The sequence below is a fragment of the Streptomyces sp. NPDC048338 genome (assembly GCF_043201055.1).
GTDB lineage: Bacteria > Actinomycetota > Actinomycetes > Streptomycetales > Streptomycetaceae > Streptomyces.
Window position 1 is genome coordinate 18,206 of record NZ_JBICYQ010000021.1, and the last position, 18,107, is coordinate 36,312.

Consider the following 18,107-nt stretch of genomic DNA (forward strand, 5'->3'; position numbering starts at 1 on the left):
CTCAGCCGGCCGGCGCGATGTTGTGGTTGAAGCGGAACACGTTCTCCGGGTCGTACTCGGCCTTCACCGCCGCGAGCCGCCGGTAGTTCTCCGCGCCGAAACCGGAGACGACCCGCTGCTCTCCCTCGGATCCGATGAAGTTCAGGTACACCGCCCCGGTCGACCACGGCTTCGCGTCGGCCCGCACGTCGCGGACCCAGCGGACCGCGCGCTCGTCGTCCGCCGGGTCCTCCCAGACCCCGAAGGGGTGAACGGCCCAGGGCGCGTCGCGCCACGGCACCGGGTGGTCCGCCGGGCCCCGGGCGACCTGCCCGCCCATCGGGAACAGCACGTGCTGGGTTCCCGAGGGCACGATCATGTCGTCGGCACGGGCGCAGAAGGCCGCCACGGCCTCGTCGGGCAGGCCGGCCAGGTACTCGGCGGACCAGTAGTTCCGCATCCCCGGCGGGTCGTCGAGCATGCACTGGAAGTCGGCGTACGGCACGTCCATGACGACCTCCGCCAGCGGCCCCTGCGCGAACAGCGGCGCGGCGAAGGCACGGGCCTCGGACACCGGCCCCGCCCAGGTCACCAGCGCTCCGGTGACCAGACCGCCCACGAGCTCCTCCGGCATGAAGGGCTCGGGTGGCGCGGTGAGGTAGATGACGCCGCCGCCGGCCTCGTCCGGCGCGTCGGCGAGCAGGTCACGGTAGGCGCGGACCACCTGGGGCCCGGCGTCGCGGTCGAAGAACAGCAGGACGACGCTGAACTCCGGCAGCGGGTGCACCCGCAGGGTCAGCGAGGTCACCACCCCGAAGTTGCCGCCACCGCCGTGCAGGGCCCAGAACAACTCGGGGTTTCGCTCCGCGTCGGCGTGCACGTGCTTGCCCTCGGCCGTGATCAGCTCCGCGCCCAGCAGGCTGTCGCAGGCGAGCCCGAACTTCCGCTCCAGCCAGCCCGATCCGCCGCCCAGCGTGAACCCGCCGACGCCGGTCGTGGACGCCCGCCCCCCGGTCACCGCGACGTGGAACGGCTGGCACGCCCGGTCCAGGTGGCTCATCGTGGAGCCGCCGCCGAGCCGTACGGTCATGTTCTCCGGATCGGCGACGACCGTGTGCATCCGGCGCAGGTCGACCACGAGACCGCCGTCGTTGAGCGCCAGGCCGGCGACGCTGTGCCCGCCGCCGCGCACGGCGATGGGGAGCCCGGCCTCGCGGCCGAAGAGCACCGCGTTGGAGACGTCGTCCTGGGTCTCGCACTGGGCGATCACGGCGGGCCGGCGGTCGATCATCCCGTTGAAGACGATCCGGGCCTCGTCGTATCCGGGATCGCCCGGTACGAACACGTCTCCGGCCAGATCCTCGCGGAGTCCGGCAAGGGCGCTGTCGGGGACGGTGGTGTGGGGAGCCATGGGATGCCCCCCTTTCGGTGGGGGGGACAGGACACCTTCATCGTAGGTCGGCGGCCGGTCCCCCGCCCCTCAGCCTCCGTACGCCCCGCTCGCCGTCAGCCGCAGCGCCGTGTCGATCAGCGGCACGTGGCTGAAGGCCTGCGGGAAGTTGCCCACCTGCCGCTGGAGCCGCGGGTCCCACTCCTCCGCGAGCAGGCCCAGGTCGTTGCGGAGCGACAGGAGCCGCTCGAACAGCCGGCGCGCCTCGTCCACCCGACCGATCATGGCCAGGTCGTCGGCGAGCCAGAAGGAGCACGCGAGGAAGGCGCCCTCGTCGCCCTCCAGCCCGTCGACCCCGGCCTCCTCGCCGGCCGTCGGGTAGCGCAGGACGAAGCCGTCCTCGGTGGACAGCTCCCGCTGGATCGCCTCGATGGTGCCGATGACCCGCTTGTCGTCCGGCGGCAGGAAGCCCATCTGCGGGATCAGCAGCAGCGAGGCGTCCAGTTCCTTCGAGCCGTAGGACTGCGTGAAGGTGTTCCGCTCCTTGTCGTAGCCCTTCTCGCAGACGTCGCGGTGGATGTCGTCGCGCAGCTCGCGCCAGCGCTCCAGCGGGCCGTCCGCGTCGCCGGACTCGATCAGCTTGATGGTGCGGTCCACCGCCACCCAGGCCATCACCTTGGAGTGCACGAAGTGGCGGCGCGGGCCGCGCACCTCCCAGATGCCCTCGTCGGGCTGGTCCCAGTGCGTCTCCAGGTACTTGATCAGCTTGAGCTGGAGCAGCGAGGCGTAGTCGTTGCGCGACAGGCCCGTCATGTGGGCCAGGTGCAGGGCCTCGGTGACCTCGCCGTACACATCTAGCTGGAGCTGGTTGGCCGCGCCGTTGCCGACCCGGACCGGGCCGGAGTTCTCGTACCCGGGCAGCCAGTCCAGCTCCGCCTCGCCGAGCTCGCGCTCGCCCGCGATGCCGTACATGATCTGCAGGTTCTCCGGGTCGCCGGCGACCGCGCGCAGCAGCCAGTCCCGCCAGGCACGGGCTTCCTCGCGGTAGCCGGTGCGCAGCATCGAGGAGAGGGTGATCGCCGCGTCGCGGAGCCAGGTGTAGCGGTAGTCCCAGTTCCGTACGCCGCCGATCTCCTCCGGCAGGGAGGTGGTCGGCGCGGCGACGATGCCGCCGGTGGGCGCGTACGTCAGGGCCTTCAGCGTGATCAGCGAGCGGACGACGGCCTCGCGGTAGGGGCCGTGGTACGTGCAGTGGTCGACCCACTCCCGCCAGAAGTCCTCGGTCGCCTCCAGCGAGCCCTCCGGGTCCGGCAGGGCGGGCGGCTCCCGGTGCGAGGGCTGCCAGCTGATCGTGAAGGTGATCCGGTCGCCCGGCGAGACGGTGAAGTCCGAGTACGTCGTCAGGTCCTCGCCGTGCGTCTCGGCGTCGGTGTCCAGCCACACCGAGTCCGGTCCCGCGACGGCGACGGTGCGGTCCCCGACCTTGTGGACCCAGGGCACGACCCGGCCGTAGCTGAAGCGCATCCGCAGCGCGGAGCGCATGTGGACCCGGCCCGACACGCCTTCCACGATCCGGATGAGCTGCGGCGCGCCGTCGCGCGGCGGCATGAAGTCGGTGACCCGGACCGTGCCCTGCGGGGTGTCCCATTCGGACTCCAGTACGAGCGAGTCGCCGCGGTAGCGCCGCCGGTCGGCCGGCGGCGGGGTGGAGCCGTCGGGGCCCGCCGGACCGACCCGCCAGAACCCGTGTTCCTCGGTACCGAGGAGTCCTGCGAAGACGGCATGCGAGTCGAAGCGTGGCAGGCAGAGCCAGTCGACACTGCCGTCCCGGCAGACCAGCGCTGCGGTCTGCATGTCTCCGATGAGTGCGTAATCCTCGATGCGCCCGGCCACGTGCAATCTCCAGTCGAACGGCCACGTCCGCCCCGCGGGGCGCTTACTACAAGTCAGCGGTCAACTGATCGTTGACGATCGGCAGCGAGTGTCCGAGCAGGATACGACGCACCCCCTGGGGCTGCAGTGTCGCCTGTGTAACGCGGGTACTCCTTTCGGGCGAGGAGGGCTTGACGCCGCGATTCCCGCGGCGTGGCGCGTGCGCCGGAGGGCGTGTCGCCGTCCGTGTGCACCCGACTGCCCCGTGTGGCCGGAAGCGGTCTCCCGATGTCGCTGATACCCTGGTACCCCGTGGACCGGTGGGAAACGGCGAGAGCCGAGACCCCCGAAACCGCAGCGACGGCACCCCCCGATTCTCCCGGAGGGCACGCCGGAACGCACCTCCAGAACGCGACCACGGGAGCCCCCTCTTGGCGATGCCGCCCAAAACCACGACGACCAAGCACATCTTCGTCACCGGGGGTGTCGCCTCCTCCCTCGGCAAGGGCCTGACCGCCTCCAGCCTGGGTGCGCTCCTCAAGGCGCGGGGCCTGCGGGTCACGATGCAGAAGCTCGACCCGTACCTGAACGTCGACCCCGGCACGATGAACCCCTTCCAGCACGGTGAGGTCTTCGTCACGAACGACGGCGCCGAGACGGACCTGGACATCGGTCACTACGAGCGCTTCCTCGACGTCGACCTCGACGGCTCGGCCAACGTCACCACCGGCCAGGTCTACTCGCAGGTGATCGCCAAGGAGCGGCGCGGCGAGTACCTCGGCGACACCGTGCAGGTCATCCCGCACATCACCAACGAGATCAAGTCCCGGATCCGCCGCATGGCGACCGAGGACGTCGACGTGGTCATCACCGAGGTCGGCGGCACGGTCGGCGACATCGAGTCGCTGCCGTTCCTGGAGACCGTCCGGCAGGTCCGCCACGAGGTCGGCCGCGACAACGTCTTCGTGGTCCACATCTCGCTGCTGCCGTACATCGGCCCCTCCGGTGAGCTGAAGACCAAGCCGACCCAGCACTCGGTCGCGGCCCTGCGCAACATCGGCATCCAGCCCGACGCGATCGTGCTGCGCGCCGACCGCGAGGTCCCCACCGCCATCAAGCGCAAGATCTCGCTGATGTGCGACGTGGACGAGGCCGCCGTCGTCGCCGCGATCGACGCCAAGTCGATCTACGACATCCCGAAGGTGCTGCACACCGAGGGCCTGGACGCCTACGTCGTGCGCAAGCTCGACCTGCCGTTCCGTGACGTGGACTGGTCCACCTGGGACGACCTGCTGGACCGCGTCCACAACCCGGAGCACGAGGTCACCGTCGCGCTCGTCGGCAAGTACATCGACCTGCCCGACGCGTACCTGTCGATCACCGAGGCCATGCGCGCCGGCGGCTTCGCCAACAAGGCGCGGGTCAAGGTGAAGTGGGTCACCTCCGACGAGTGCAAGACCGCCGCGGGCGCGAAGAAGCAGCTCGGCGACGTCGACGCGATCCTGATCCCCGGCGGCTTCGGCGACCGCGGTGTCAACGGCAAGATCGGCGCGATCCAGTACGCCCGTGAGAACAAGGTGCCGCTGCTCGGCATCTGCCTGGGCCTCCAGTGCATCGTGATCGAGGCCGCCCGGAATCTGGCCGACATCCCGGACGCCAACTCCACCGAGTTCGACGCCGCGACCGCCCACCCGGTCATCTCGACCATGGAGGAGCAGCTCGCGTACGTCGAGGGCGCCGGCGACCTGGGCGGAACGATGCGCCTGGGCCTGTACCCGGCGAAGCTCGCCGAGGGCTCGATCGTCCGCGAGGTCTACGACGACCAGCCGTACGTCGAGGAGCGCCACCGTCACCGCTACGAGGTGAACAACGCCTACCGCGCGGAGCTGGAGAAGAGGGCGGGCCTCGTCTTCTCGGGCACGTCCCCGGACAACAAGCTCGTCGAGTACGTCGAGTACCCGCGCGACGTGCACCCCTACCTGGTCGCCACCCAGGCCCACCCGGAGCTGCGCTCGCGTCCGACGCGTCCGCACCCGCTGTTCGCCGGCCTGGTCAAGGCCGCCGTCGAGCGCAAGACGGGCAAGTAGTCACAGGAGTTAACGTTGCCGGGGTACGGGTCCCGCCGGGACCGGTACCCCGGTTTTCGTGTGTGCGGACGTGTGCCGTGTCGTGGGAGGACGCAGATGGAGCTGAGGGACACCCCCGAGGAGTGGCAGGTCGTCGCGACGACGACCCCCTTCCAGGGGAACAAGACGAGCGTGCGCACGGACGACGTCGTCATGCCGGACGGCACGGTCGCGCGCCGCGACTACCAGGTCCACCCGGGCTCGGTGGCGATCGTCGCCCTGGACGACGAGGACCGGGTGCTGCTGCTCAAGCAGTACCGGCACCCGGTGCGGCAGAAGCTCTGGGAGATCCCGGCCGGGCTCCTCGACGTGCCGGGCGAGAACCCGCTGCACGCCGCGGAGCGCGAGCTGTACGAGGAGGCGCACGTCAAGGCCGCGGACTGGAAAGTCCTCACGGACGTCTACACGACGCCCGGCGGCTGCGACGAGGCGGTACGGATCTTCCTGGCGCGCGATCTCTCCGAAGCGGAGGGCGAGCGCTTCGAGGTCTCCGAGGAGGAGGCCGACATGGAGCTGGCGCGCGTCCCGCTCACCGAACTGGTGCGCCGCGTGCTCGCCGGGGACGTGCACAACAACTGCCTGGTGGTGGGTGTGCTTTCGCTGATGGCCGCGCGGACCGGAGACGGCGTCGACGCGCTGCGCCCGGCCGACTCGCCCTGGCCGGCGCGCCCGTTCGTGGCGTAGGACACCCGTGAGGGTTGCAGTATGACGATCTGTTGATCCGATCGAGGGAACCGTCCGCCGTGCTCCGCCGGGTCGTGCCCGCGCCCTGAACTACGCTCGGGATCACCCGTGCGGAGCCCCCCGCGGGATCGGCTCGTGCGCAGGTGGACGGGAGCGTGGCCCGTGACGGATCAGGCGGTGGCAGCGGGCGGAGTACGGCAGTTCTTCGGCCGGCAGAGGGAACTGAAGGCCCTGCGCGCCGACATCGAACGGACCGGTCTCGACACCCTCGCCGGCCGCAAGGCACCCCGCGCCCGCGTCCTGCTCATCGCCGGGCGCCCCGGATCGGGCCGGACGGCGCTCGCCGAGGAGCTCGTGGCCGGACTCGCCGGGCAGTACTCCGACGGGGTGTACCGCGGCCGGCTCACCGAGCCCGGCGGGACCCCCGTCCCCACCGCCCAGGTCGCCCAGGCGCTCCTCCGGGACCTCGGCGTCGACGAACCCCCGGGCGCCGGCGAGGACGAACTGACCGAACTGGTCCGCGCCGCCCTGGCCGACCGCCGCACCGTCCTCCTCCTCGACGACGCCGTCGACGCCGCGCAGGTCGATCCGCTGATCCCGGACAACCCCGACGCCCTGGTCCTCGCCGTCGCCCGCGGCCCGCTCACCGGGATCCCCGACGTCCGTCCGTGCACCCTCGGCGGCATCGACCCGAAGTCCGCCATCGAACTGCTCACCACCTTCACCGGCTCGGTCCGCGTCACGGTCGACCCGCAGGCCGCCGAGACCCTCGCCGAGGAGTGCGGTGGCCAGCCCGCGGCCGTCGTGCTCGCCGGCGCCTGGCTCGCCGCCCGCCCCAAGGCCTCGGTCGCCGACCTCGCCAAGCGGCTGCGCGCCCTGTCCGGCGACCCGCTGACCAGGGCGTTCCGGCTGGTTCACGACTCCCTCGCCGCGCCGGCCGCCCGGACGCTGCGCCATCTCGCGCTCGCCCCGCTCGGCCGCGTCGACGCCCACACGACCTCCGCGCTGGCCGGCTGCTCGGTCTCCGCGGCGGCCACCACGCTCGAAGGCTTCGTCGCCCTGAACCTCGTGACGGAGGCGGACGACGGCCAGTACGAGGTGCCCGGACACCTCGTCCCCCTGCTCCGGACCGAACTGGCGGAGCGCGACCGCCCCGCCGAGGTGCAGCTCGCCCGGGCCCGGATGCTGGAGCGGACCGTACGGCTCCTCCAGTCCTGCCGCGCGGTGACCGAGCCCGAGGGGGCACCCGCGCAGCGCAAGCTCGCCGGACTGCCCCGCGCGCTGCGCTTCCCGACCGCTCCGGCCGCCGCCGAATGGCTCGACAGCCGCCTGCCCGTGCTGCTCGCCTCCGCCCGGCTCGCCGTCGCCGACGGGGAGCTCGACACCCTGGCCCGCCGGCTGATCGCCGCACTGGTCAGGGCGCTCACCGCGCACCGCGGCGCGCAGGCCGCGGCGCCCGAGCTGTACGGCCTGCACCGCCTCGTCCTGGACGTGGCCGAGCGGCGCGGGCTGCACCGGGAGCGGGCCGCCGCCCTGCTGAACCTCGCCGACCTCGACGCCGGCAGCGGCCGGACCCGGGAGGCCCTGGCCCGCTACCGGACCGCGCTCGACGCCGGACGCGCGGCGAACGACCCGTACGCGGTCGGCCGGGCGATGGAATCCGTAGGTGGTTCCTACCAGGAGCTGGGGGACTGGCAGCGGGCCGGCGACTGGTACGGCCGCGCCCTCGCCCAGCGCCTCGCCCGCGACGAGCGGGCCGACCAGGCCCGGCTCTACGCCCGGCTCGGCGCGGTGCAGACCTACGCCGGCCGCTACGGGGAGGCGCTGCGGAACTGGCGGGCCGCCGCCGCCGGCTACCGCCGCCAGGCCGATCTGCCCGGCTACGCGCGGGCGTTGAGCGAGGCCGCGCGGGTGCAGGAGTACGCCGGACGGCCCCAGGAGTCCCTGCGGACGTGCGAGGAGGCGGTCGAGTGGGCGCGGCGGGCGAAGGACACGCGCCTCCAGGCGGCGCTGCAGCTCAGGCTGGCCGACACCCTCGACCGGCTCGGCGACCCCGCGGCGGCCCGGCTGCACCGCTCGGCTGCGGAGAGACTCCTGGGAACCGACTCCTCCGCCTGCGAAATCCGCAGTGCTTCTGTCGAAGATTAATGCTTTGCAAGGCTAGACAGCAGGAACTCCTTCATTAGACTGGTTGAGCCGCAATCGAACGCGGTCTGCCCCGGTGCGCCGTCGTGCATCCGGGTATGTATCGCTTTGCCCCCAGTTTCCCCCTGATTCAAGGACCGTGATCGACGATGAAGGTCGGCATCCCCCGCGAGGTCAAGAACAACGAGTTCCGCGTGGCCATCACCCCCGCCGGTGTCCACGAGCTCGTCCGCCACGGCCACCAGGTCTTCGTCGAGCAGAACGCCGGTCTCGGCTCCTCGATCACGGACGAGGAGTACGTCTCCGCCGGTGCGCAGATCCTGCCCACCGCCGACGAGGTCTGGGCCACCGCCGACCTGCTGCTCAAGGTCAAGGAGCCCATCGCCGAGGAGTACCACCGCCTCCGCAAGGACCAGACCCTCTTCACGTACCTGCACCTCGCCGCCTCCCGCGAGTGCACGGACGCCCTCCTCGAGTCCGGCACCACCGCCATCGCCTACGAGACGGTCGAGACCGCGAACCGCGCGCTCCCGCTGCTCGCCCCGATGTCCGAGGTCGCGGGCCGCCTGGCCCCGCAGGTCGGCGCCTACCACCTGATGCGCTCGGTCGGCGGCCGCGGCGTGCTGCCCGGCGGCGTCCCCGGCACCCACGCCGGCGAGGCCGTCGTCATCGGCGGCGGCGTCTCCGGCTGGAACGCCACCCAGATCGCCGTCGGCATGGGCTTCCACGTGACGCTGCTCGACCGCGACATCAACAAGCTCCGCGAGGCCGACAAGATCTTCGGCACGAAGGTGAAGACGGTCGTCTCCAACGCCTTCGAACTGGAGAAGGCCGTCGTCGAGGCCGACCTCGTCATCGGCGCCGTCCTCATCCCGGGCGCGAAGGCCCCGAAGCTGGTCACCAACGAGCTCGTCGCCAAGATGAAGCCCGGAAGTGTCCTTGTCGACATTGCCATCGACCAGGGCGGCTGCTTCGAGGACTCCCACCCGACCACCCACGCCGAGCCGACCTTCCAGGTCCACAACTCGGTCTTCTACTGCGTCGCCAACATGCCGGGCGCGGTGCCGAACACCTCCACCTACGCGCTCACCAACGCCACGCTGCCCTACATCGTGTCGCTGGCGAACAACGGCTGGGCCGAGGCGCTGCGCCGCGACGCGTCCCTGGCCCTGGGTCTCAACACCCATGACGGCAAGGTGGTTTACAAGGAGGTCGCCGAGGCGCACGGTCTCGAGCACGTCGAGCTGAGCACCCTCCTGGGCTGACCCCCGCGGGCGCGGCGTCAATGCGCCCCGTCAACCTCACGCATCCGGCCGGACCTTGTCGAGCAAGGTCCGGCCGGATGTGTATCCGGCCACTTCGCGCGCCTTGTTCAACTCGCCTCGAACGTAACCCTTTAACCGTTTCGCACACCCCTGAAACGTGCGGATGCATGGCTGTGCACCCTTGACAGAGGGGTGTTCGGTTGCCGACACATCGTGCCGGGTCCGGCGGATTGTGTTGCTGCGGACCGGTGACACGCCATAGAGTCGCCAACCGTCGGCATGGTGCCACGCTGACCTATCGATAAATGTTCCTGGTCACATCCAAGGAGGTAAGACGACTTGTGAATGAGTCGACATTTACTCCCGGGGGTGGACAGCCAGGAATCCCTGTCGGCTCCGTCGCTGTCCGAACCTTCGCGACCAACGCGGCCAATCAGCCCATGACGACAGCCCACACGATGAAGATGATGGACGGCCTACACGTGAACGCCACGGCCGGCAACGAGAGTGGCCGAGAGTCCACCCACTTCGCCGCCTACGACGAGATGCCCGAGGGGCACTTCTACGACCCCGACGCCGAGTACGAGCCCGACCCGGAGTACGCGGCCACCCTCGCACCCGACGCTGCCCGGCAGCGCCGCGAGCGGATCGGCCCCACCGGACGGCCCCTGCCGTACTTCCCGATCCCGGGCCCGCTGACCGATCACGGACCCGCGAAGATCATCGCGATGTGCAACCAGAAGGGCGGCGTCGGCAAGACCACGTCGACCATCAACCTGGGTGCCGCGCTCGCGGAGTACGGGCGGCGGGTGCTGCTCGTCGACTTCGACCCGCAGGGAGCCCTGTCGGTCGGTCTCGGTGTGAACCCGATGGAGCTGGACCTCACCGTCTACAACCTGCTCATGGAGCGGGGCATGTCGGCGGACGAGGTGCTGCTCAAGACCGCCGTGCCCAACATGGACCTGCTGCCGAGCAACATCGACCTCTCGGCCGCCGAGGTGCAGTTGGTCAGCGAGGTCGCGCGCGAGTCGACGCTCCAGCGCGCCCTGAAGCCGCTGATGAACGACTACGACTACATCGTGATCGACTGTCAGCCCTCGCTCGGACTGCTGACCGTGAACGCCCTGACGGCGGCTCACAAGGTCATCGTTCCGTTGGAGTGCGAGTTCTTCGCGCTGCGCGGTGTGGCCCTGCTGACCGAGACGATCGAGAAGGTCCAGGAGCGGCTCAACCCCGACCTGGAGCTCGACGGCATCCTCGCCACGATGTACGACTCCCGGACCGTGCACAGCCGTGAGGTGCTGGCGCGCGTCGTCGAGGCATTCGACGACCACGTCTACCACACGGTGATCGGCCGGACCGTGCGCTTCCCGGAGACCACGGTCGCCGGTGAGCCCATCACGACGTACGCCTCCAACTCCGTGGGCGCCGCCGCCTACCGCCAGCTCGCCAGGGAGGTGCTCGCCCGGTGTCACGCCGAGTGAGTCTGCCCGGCGCCGACGAACTCTTCCGTACGACCGGGGGGATGGCGCTGCAGGCGTCGTCGCCGCGGCGGGGCGAGGCCCGGGTGCCGGCCCCCGCGGGCGAGAGCGACACGGAGGCGGCGGAGGGCTCGGCGTCCGCGGAGCACGCGGCGGCGGAGTCGGAGCCGCCGGCGGAACCGCGGGCCAGGACGGCGGAGCCCGCCGCACCGGCCGCCGCCACGCCGGCACAGGCGCGGCGGCGGGGCAGGTCGCCGAACCGGCGGCCGAGCGGCCGTGAGCGGCACGACGAGAAGATCACGGTCTACGTCTCCGCCGAGGAGCTGATGGACCTGGAGCACGCGCGTCTGGTGCTCCGGGGGGAACACGGCCTCGCCGTGGACCGCGGCCGCATCGTCCGCGAGGCGGTGGCGGTGGTCCTGGCGGACCTGGAGTCCCGGGGCGACGCGAGCATCCTCGTACGACGGCTGCGGGGCCGCTGAGGGTAGCCTGCGGGCCTGCCGCTCTCCCGCTTCTCCCTGGACCCCGATGCCCCCGCCGCCCGCCGAATCGTCCCGCCCCTCCCGCCGCCGCGTCCTCGGGCGCGGACCGGGCGCGTCCCCGGTGGGTCCCGGGGCCGCGGAAGCGGAAGGCGAGGACCGGCCCGACGGCGCAGCGGCGCCGGACGCCCGTGAGGACGCCCTGGAGGCCGTACCCGCGGCCGTGCCGCCGCGGACCCCGGCCGAAGAGCCCGACGGGCCGCCGGACGTCCCGGTCGGCACGCCGGCCGCGGCCCCGGAGGCCGTACCCGCCGGTCTGCCGGCCGTGGCGCCCACCGAGGGCCCCGGCGGCCTCTCCGCCCCCGCCACGGCCCCGGACGGCCCCCTGGCGGCCGAGAGCGCCGAGGCGCGGCCGGAGGGCGCCCACGCGGCCCGGTACGGCGCCGACCGGCCCGCCGCGGTGCCCGCCCCCGACGGCGCCCCCGTCGACGACGGGCGCTTCACCGTGCGGCTGGCGAACTTCGAAGGCCCCTTCGACCTGCTGCTGCAGCTGATCTCGAAGCACCGGCTCGACGTCACCGAGGTCGCCCTCTCCCGGGTCACCGACGAGTTCATGGCGCACATCCGCGCCATGGGGCCCGACTGGGACCTCGACCAGACCACCGAGTTCCTCGTCGTCGCCGCCACCCTGCTCGATCTCAAGGCGGCCCGGCTGCTTCCCGCCGCCGAGGTGGAGGACGAGGCCGACCTGGCCCTCCTGGAGGCGCGGGACCTGCTCTTCGCGCGACTGCTCCAGTACCGCGCGTACAAGCGGATCGCCGAGATCCTCCACGAGCGGTGGGAGGCGGAGGGGCGGCGCTTCCCCCGCACCGTCGGCCTCGAACCGCACCACGCCGAGCTGCTGCCCGAGGTCGTGATCAGCATCGGGGCCGAGGGCTTCGCCAAGCTGGCCGTCAAGGCCATGCAGCCGCGCGCCAAGCCGCAGGTGTACGTCGACCACATCCATGCCCCGCTCGTCAGCGTCCGCGAACAGGCCGGGATCGTCGTCGCCCTCCTCCGGGAGCGCGGCACCGTGAGCTTCCGGGAGCTCGCCGCGAGCGCCGAGGACACCCTGACCGTCGTCGCCCGCTTCCTCGCCCTGCTGGAGCTGTACCGGGAGAAGGCCGTCGCCCTCGACCAGGAGGACGCCCTCGGGGACCTGACCGTCACCTGGACCGGCGGGGACGGCGAGACCCGCGTCACCGACGAGTTCGACCAGTCCGCACCCGTCACGAAGGACACGGCATGAGCGACCTCAAGCCCGCCCTCGAAGCCGTCCTCATGGTCGTCGACGAGCCCGCGACCGAGGAGCACCTCGCCAAGGTCCTGGAGCGCACCCGGCGCGAGGTCGGCGACGCACTGCGCGAGCTCGCCGACGAGTACACCGTCCAGGGCCGCGGCTTCGAGCTGCGGCTCGTCGCGGGCGGCTGGCGGTTCTACACCCGGCCGGAGCACGCCGCGGCCGTCGAGCGCTTCGTCCTCGACGGCCAGCAGGCCCGGCTCACCCAGGCGGCCCTGGAGACCCTGGCGGTCGTCGCGTACCGCCAGCCGGTCAGCCGTTCCCGGGTCTCGGCCGTGCGCGGAGTGAACTGTGACGGGGTCATGCGGACCCTGCTGCAGCGCGGTCTCGTGGAGGAGGCGGGCGCGGAACCCGAAACAGGTGCGATCCTGTACAGGACGACGAACTACTTCCTGGAGCGGATGGGCCTGCGCGGCCTGGACGAACTCCCCGAACTCGCGCCCTTCCTCCCCGAGGCGGACGCGATCGAGGCGGAGACGCTGGAAGGGGTGCCGTCGTTCGACCCGGACGCGCCAGAGGCACCGGGTTCCGAGGACGCAGACGACAAGACGGACATTTGATGCGAAGCAGCAGCGGCAGGAACAGCAGCGGAAACAACGGCGGGAGCCGTGGTGGCAACAGCGGCGGCCGCGGCGGCAGCAGCGGCGGCCGCGGAGGCAGCAGCGGTGGTGGCGGCGGAGGTCGCGGCAACTACCGCGGCGCCGGCGGCGGCCGCGACGACCGGCAGGGCGGCGGCAAGCCGCGCAAGCCGCGCCCCGAGGAGCGCAGCTACGAGGTCGGCGGCCCCTCCGACGGTCCCAAGCGCGGTCGCGGCTCCGCCGCCCGCGGTGGCGCCAAGGGCGGCCCCCGGCAGTCCCCGCAGCGCGGCGGCGGCCGTACGGCGCCGGCCCGCTCGCGCGAGTACGACGCCCGCGCCGAGGAGCGCAACCGGGAGCGGTACGCCGACAAGCCCCAGGTGAAGACCCCCAAGACCTTCCCCGGCGCCGAGCAGGAGGGCGAGCGGCTGCAGAAGGTGCTCGCGCGCGCCGGCATGGGCTCGCGGCGCGCCTGCGAAGAGCTGATCGACATGGGCCGGGTCGAGGTCAACGGCCAGGTCGTGATCGAGCAGGGCATGCGGGTCGACCCGGAGAAGGACGAGATCAAGGTGGACGGCCTCACCGTCGCCACCCAGTCGCACCTCTTCTTCGCGCTGAACAAGCCGGCCGGCGTCGTCTCCACCATGGAGGACCCGGACGGCCGCCAGTGCCTCGGCGACTACGTCACCAACCGCGAGACCCGTCTCTTCCACGTCGGCCGGCTCGACACCGAGACCGAGGGCATCATCCTGCTCACCAACCACGGCGAGCTGGCCCACCGCCTCACGCACCCGAAGTACGGCGTGAAGAAGACCTACCTGGCCGCCATCACGGGCCCGCTGCCGCGCGAGGTCGGCCGGCGCCTCAAGGACGGCATCCAGCTGGAGGACGGCTACGCCCGCGCCGACCACTTCCGGGTCGTCGAGCAGACCGGCAAGAACTACCTGGTCGAGGTCACCCTGCACGAGGGCCGCAAGCACATCGTGCGCCGGATGCTCGCCGAGGCGGGCTTCCCGGTCGAGAAGCTGGTCCGCACCGCCTTCGGCCCGATCTCCCTCGGTGACCAGAAGTCGGGCTGGCTGCGCCGCCTGACCAACACCGAGGTCGGCATGCTGATGAAGGAAGTCGGCATGTAGCGCCCGCCGCACCCCGCGAAGGCCCGTGACCGCCACCCGGCGGTCACGGGCCTTCGTGTTCCCCGGCCCCGTGCCGTCCGCCGATTCGGCCTTGTGGGCGCGGCCCGCGACCCTTTATAGTCAACATGACTCTTAAGGAGGCGGGCGTGAGCCTCGCGAACGTTCTCGAACCCCTGCAGCAGCCGCTCTTCACCGTCCTTGACACCCCGGTCAGCTGGACCGAGGTCCTCGGCTTCGGCAGCGGCGCGCTCTGCGTCTGGCTGGTCGCCCGCCAGCACCTGGCCAACTGGCCGATCGGCATCGCCAACAACCTCTTCTTCGTCCTGCTGTTCACCCAGGCCGGCCTCTACGCCGACGCCGGCCTCCAGCTCGTCTTCATCGCCCTCGCCGCGTACGGCTGGTGGACCTGGACCCACGGGGGTGGACCAGGCTCCGACGCTCTCCCGGTGCGCCGCACCTCGCGCACCGAGTGGACGTGGCTGCTCGCGGCGGGGGCGGTGGGGACCCTCGCGCTCACGCTGCTGCTCGACCGTGCCACCGACTCCACGGTCCCCTTCTGGGACGCGCTGACGACGGCGCTCTCCCTCATGGCCACCTACGGCCAGTGCCGCAAGCGGCTGGAGTCCTGGTGGCTGTGGATCGCCGCCGACGTGGTCTACGTGCCGCTCTACGCCTACAAGGACCTCTACCTGACCTCGCTGCTGTACGTCGGCTTCATGACGCTCTGCGTCCTCGGCCTGCGCGGCTGGACCAGGGACCTGGCCGCCGTGCGCGCGGTCCCGGTGGGGGCGACGGCATGAAGCGCTACGGACACGGCCTGGTCCTCGGCAAGTTCTACCCGCCGCACGCCGGCCACCACCACCTCGTCCGCACCGCCCGCGACCGCTGCGAGCGCCTCACGGTGCTCGTCTGCGCCTCCTCCGTGGAGAGCCTGACCCTCGAGGACCGGGTCGCCTGGATGCGTGAGATCCACCCCGACGTCCTCGTCGTCGGCGCGGTCGACGACATCCCCGTGGACCTCCACGACCCGGACGTGTGGGCCGCGCACATGGCCGTCTTCCGGGCCGCGGTGCCCGAGGCCGTCGACGCCGTCTTCACCTCGGAGCCGTACGGGGAGGAACTCGGCCGCCGTTTCGGCGCCGACGCGGTGTGCGTCGACCCGGACCGTACGCGCTTCCCCGTCTCCGGCACCGCCGTCCGCAAGGACCTCACCGGCTGCTGGGAGTTCCTGGAGGCGCCCGTACGGGCCGCCCTGACCCGCCGGGTCGTCGTCCTCGGCGCCGAGTCCACCGGCACCACCACCATGGCCCTCGCGCTGGCCGACCACTACCGGCGGCGCGGGGGCGTCTGGGCCGCCACCCGGTACGTCCCGGAGTACGGGCGCGAGTACAGCGAACTCAAGCTCGCCGACCTGCGCGCCCGGCGCCCCGGCGCCACCTGGCAGGACGTCACCTTCCGGTCCGGCGACTTCCCGGTCATCGCCCAGCGCCAGGCCGAGCTGGAGGAGGAGGCCGCGCGGACCGGCTCGCCCGTCCTCTTCTGCGACACCGACGCTTTCGCCACCACCATCTGGCACGAGCGCTACATGGGCACCACGAGCACCGCCACGGGCCAGGTCGCCGCACGCGGCCGGCAGCACCTCTGGCTGCTCACCGACCACCGGGGCGTCGACTTCGAGGACGACGGGCTCCGCGACGGCGAGCACCTGCGCCCGTGGATGACCGCCCGCTTTTTCACCCAGCTCGCCCACACCGGCCGCAGGACGGCCGTCCTCACCGGTCCGCACGAGGAGCGGCTCGCGGCGGCCGTCGCCGCCGTGGACGCCCTGCTCGCCGAGGGCAGCCACCTCGCCGACCCCCTTCCGGAGCGCCGATGACCGGTCCCCGCGCCCCCGAGGGCTACGACCCGCACGCCTTCGAGCCCTTCGCCGTCACCGTCGACCTCGCCGTCCTCACGCTGCGCGAGGAGCGCCTGCACGTGCTCCTCGTCGAGCGGGCCCAGGAGCCGTACTCCGGAACCTGGGCCCTGCCCGGCGGCTTCGTGCTGCCCCGCGAGTCCGCCGGACAGGCCGCCCGCCGCGAACTCGCCGAGGAGACCGGCCTGTCCGCGGGCACCGTCGCCGGACTCCACCTCGAACAGCTGCGCACCTACAGCGAGCCGGACCGCGACCCGAGGATGCGGGTGGTGTCGGTCGCCTACACCGCGCTCGTCCCCGACCCGCCCGAGCCGCGCGGCGGCGGCGACGCCGCCCAGGCGCGCTGGGTCCCCTACGGGACCCACGGCCCGCTCGCCTTCGACCACGACCGGATCCTCGCCGACGCGCACGAACGGGTCGGCGCCAAGCTCGAGTACACCTGTCTCGCCACCGCCTTCTGCCCGCCCGAGTTCACCCTCGGCGAGCTGCGGCAGGTGTACGAGACCGTCTGGGGCGTCGAGCTGGACCGCCCCAACTTCCGACGCAAGGTCCTCGCCACGCCCGGCTTCGTCCGGGCCGTGGAGGGGCCGCCGCGTCTCACCGGCGGACGGGGGAAACCGGCCGCTCTCTACCGGGCGGGCGAGGCCACGGCCCTCCACCCGCCGCTGCTGCGACCGGAAGGAAGATCCACGTGACCCTCACCCGTACGGTGACGAAGCAGGCCGCCACCGGTTCCCTGATCGGACTCGCCCTCGGGGACGCCCTCGGCTTCCCCACCGAGTTCAACGACGTGCCCGCCATCCTCGCGAAGTTCGGCCCCTGGCGGCAGCTGGAACTCCAGGGCCGCACGACGGCGCACGTCAGCGACGACACCCAGATGACGCTCGCGCTCGGCCGCGGCATCAGGACCGCCATGGACCGCGGCGTGCTCGCCCCGCTGCGCATGGCCCGGCCCGTCCGGGACGAGTTCGTCGACTGGTACCACTCCCCGGACAACAACCGCGCCCCCGGAAACACCTGTATGCGGGCCTGCATGCTCCTCGACGGCGACCGGCCCTGGCAGCAGGCCAGCCAGATCGGCTCCAAGGGCTGCGGCGCCAACATGCGGGTCGCGCCGGTCGGCCTCGTCCCCGGGCTCAGCGAGGAGCAGCGTGCGGGCGCCGCCCAGCTCCAGTCCGCGCTCACCCACGGCCACCCCACGGCACTGGCGGCCTCGGACCTGACGGCCCGCGCGGTGTACCTGCTCGCCCAGGGCGCCGAACCGCTCGGCCTGGTCGGGCAGCTCCGCTCGTACGCCTACGAGAACCGCTCCCGCTACCACGCCGGCTGGCTGGGCGACCTGTGGACGTACTCCCAGGACCCGACCCCCACGCACTTCATCGAGCGCGGCTGGGACGAGTGCCTGGCCGTCCTGGAGCGGCTGGCGGGTGTCCTGCGCACCGCAGACCCGGAGATCGACCCGTGCGAGTACACCGGCGACGGCTGGATCGCCGAGGAGGCGCTCGGGACCGGACTGCTCAGCTTCCTGCTCTTCCCCGACGAGCCGGTCACGGCCCTGCGCCGGGCCGCCTGCACCAAGGGCGACTCGGACTCGATCGCCTGCCTGACCGGGGCGTTCGCGGGGGCGCACCTGGGGGCCGGGGCCTGGCCGAAGGAGTGGGAGGAGCGGATCGAGTACCGCAGCGAACTGCTCACCCTGGGCGCCCTCTGGGACGTCTGAC

15 protein-coding genes are annotated in these 18,107 nt (G+C 72.1%); 13 read left to right on the top strand and 2 right to left on the bottom strand.

What is annotated here, in order from left to right; all coding sequences use genetic code 11:
• Position 1: 1 nt before the first annotated feature.
• Complete coding sequence (locus ACGFZF_RS35750; protein ID WP_393561218.1) at positions 2-1,390, bottom strand: FAD-binding protein; 1,389 nt, start codon at positions 1,388-1,390, stop codon at positions 2-4.
• Between the two features lie 69 nt (positions 1,391-1,459).
• Positions 1,460-3,262, bottom strand: coding sequence for a glycoside hydrolase family 15 protein (locus ACGFZF_RS35755; RefSeq protein WP_393561220.1), 1,803 nt, complete (start codon positions 3,260-3,262; stop codon positions 1,460-1,462).
• A 416-nt stretch (positions 3,263-3,678) separates the two neighbouring features.
• Here ACGFZF_RS35755 and ACGFZF_RS35760 point away from each other — a divergent pair, with 416 nt between their 5' ends.
• The 13 genes from ACGFZF_RS35760 to ACGFZF_RS35820 all read left to right on the top strand — a co-directional run bounded on the left by ACGFZF_RS35760 (position 3,679) and on the right by ACGFZF_RS35820 (position 18,106).
• Entirely contained in the window at positions 3,679-5,328 is a 1,650-nt protein-coding gene (locus tag ACGFZF_RS35760; RefSeq protein ID WP_393561222.1) for a CTP synthase, read from the top strand.
• Positions 5,329-5,424: 96 nt separating this feature from the next.
• The gene (locus tag ACGFZF_RS35765; RefSeq protein ID WP_393561224.1) at positions 5,425-6,051 is read left to right on the top strand and encodes an NUDIX domain-containing protein; all 627 of its coding nucleotides are present in this window, start codon (positions 5,425-5,427) and stop codon (positions 6,049-6,051) included.
• Positions 6,052-6,213: 162 nt separating this feature from the next.
• Positions 6,214-8,199 carry an AAA family ATPase gene (locus ACGFZF_RS35770; RefSeq protein WP_393561226.1) on the top strand — a complete coding sequence of 662 codons (1,986 nt, stop codon included), beginning with the start codon at positions 6,214-6,216 and terminating at the stop codon, positions 8,197-8,199.
• A gap of 146 nt (positions 8,200-8,345) precedes the next feature.
• Positions 8,346-9,461, top strand: coding sequence for an alanine dehydrogenase (ald, locus tag ACGFZF_RS35775; protein ID WP_393561228.1), 1,116 nt, complete (start codon positions 8,346-8,348; stop codon positions 9,459-9,461).
• 440 nt (positions 9,462-9,901) lie between these two features.
• On the top strand, positions 9,902-10,945 hold the full coding sequence (locus tag ACGFZF_RS35780; protein ID WP_261992073.1) for a ParA family protein: 1,044 nt from the start codon (positions 9,902-9,904) through the stop codon (positions 10,943-10,945).
• A complete protein-coding gene (locus ACGFZF_RS35785; protein ID WP_356609771.1) occupies positions 10,930-11,424 on the top strand; it encodes a hypothetical protein in 495 nt (164 codons plus the stop codon). Before ACGFZF_RS35780 ends, ACGFZF_RS35785 begins: the two co-directional genes overlap by 16 nt.
• Before the next feature lie 46 nt (positions 11,425-11,470).
• Positions 11,471-12,709 (top strand): segregation/condensation protein A, encoded by a 1,239-nt coding sequence (locus ACGFZF_RS35790; RefSeq protein WP_393561231.1) that lies wholly within the window; start codon positions 11,471-11,473, stop codon positions 12,707-12,709.
• Positions 12,706-13,320 carry an SMC-Scp complex subunit ScpB gene (gene scpB / locus ACGFZF_RS35795; RefSeq protein ID WP_147977349.1) on the top strand — a complete coding sequence of 205 codons (615 nt, stop codon included), beginning with the start codon at positions 12,706-12,708 and terminating at the stop codon, positions 13,318-13,320. The genes ACGFZF_RS35790 and scpB overlap by 4 nt, the downstream gene beginning before the upstream one ends.
• Positions 13,320-14,471 carry a pseudouridine synthase gene (locus ACGFZF_RS35800; RefSeq protein ID WP_393561234.1) on the top strand — a complete coding sequence of 384 codons (1,152 nt, stop codon included), beginning with the start codon at positions 13,320-13,322 and terminating at the stop codon, positions 14,469-14,471. The genes scpB and ACGFZF_RS35800 overlap by 1 nt, the downstream gene beginning before the upstream one ends.
• Positions 14,472-14,617: 146 nt before the next feature.
• On the top strand, positions 14,618-15,271 hold the full coding sequence (gene pnuC, locus ACGFZF_RS35805) for a nicotinamide riboside transporter PnuC (protein ID WP_393561236.1): 654 nt from the start codon (positions 14,618-14,620) through the stop codon (positions 15,269-15,271).
• Positions 15,268-16,347 (top strand): AAA family ATPase, encoded by a 1,080-nt coding sequence (locus ACGFZF_RS35810; RefSeq protein ID WP_393561238.1) that lies wholly within the window; start codon positions 15,268-15,270, stop codon positions 16,345-16,347. Before pnuC ends, ACGFZF_RS35810 begins: the two co-directional genes overlap by 4 nt.
• On the top strand, positions 16,344-17,081 hold the full coding sequence (locus ACGFZF_RS35815) for an NUDIX domain-containing protein (protein WP_393561240.1): 738 nt from the start codon (positions 16,344-16,346) through the stop codon (positions 17,079-17,081). The genes ACGFZF_RS35810 and ACGFZF_RS35815 overlap by 4 nt, the downstream gene beginning before the upstream one ends.
• Positions 17,078-18,106 (top strand): ADP-ribosylglycohydrolase family protein, encoded by a 1,029-nt coding sequence (locus tag ACGFZF_RS35820; protein ID WP_393561242.1) that lies wholly within the window; start codon positions 17,078-17,080, stop codon positions 18,104-18,106. Before ACGFZF_RS35815 ends, ACGFZF_RS35820 begins: the two co-directional genes overlap by 4 nt.
• The last annotated feature ends 1 nt before the right edge of the window (position 18,107 follow it).